Genomic DNA, 418 nt, shown 5'->3' with positions numbered 1-418 from the left:
GTGTTGTCGAGGATGGATGAACGGGCTGGCGACAAGCATTCTGGGCGGCATCGATGACGTCGGAAGGGGCTTTGTCTCCAGCGTTTACATGCAGCTCGGTTACGCGCTGGGGAATGTCTACGCGCTCATGCTCACCGTCTACATCATCTGGTGGGGCTACTCGATCCTCAGCGGCCGCGAGACGATTTCTCCGATCGAGTCGGTGTACCGCCTCGGTCGTGCGGTGGTCATCTATCTGCTGCTGAATGGTTGGGGAACGTTCTCCGAGACGATCTATAAGCTGGTGCAGGCCGTGCCGAGCGAAATCGGCAAGATCATCGTCGGGGCCGTGTCGCGAGCCACCGGCAACCAGCTCTCAAATCAAGATGCTATCCCGGCGCTCATCGACAATCTGTACCGCGGCGCCCAGGATGTGGCC

At 59.8% G+C, this 418-nt stretch carries 1 protein-coding gene; it reads left to right on the top strand.

Annotated features, from left to right (window positions below):
- Positions 1–16: 16 nt before the first annotated feature.
- Positions 17–418, top strand: a 402-nt coding sequence (locus EOA23_RS35410; protein ID WP_145966634.1) for a type IV secretion system protein, incomplete at its 3' end; no start/stop codon positions are given.

This window comes from Mesorhizobium sp. M2A.F.Ca.ET.042.01.1.1 (genome assembly GCF_003997405.1).
GTDB lineage: Bacteria > Pseudomonadota > Alphaproteobacteria > Rhizobiales > Rhizobiaceae > Mesorhizobium.
Note: the sequence above shows the minus strand (reverse complement) of the source record. Positions and strands in the feature narration are given on the sequence as shown.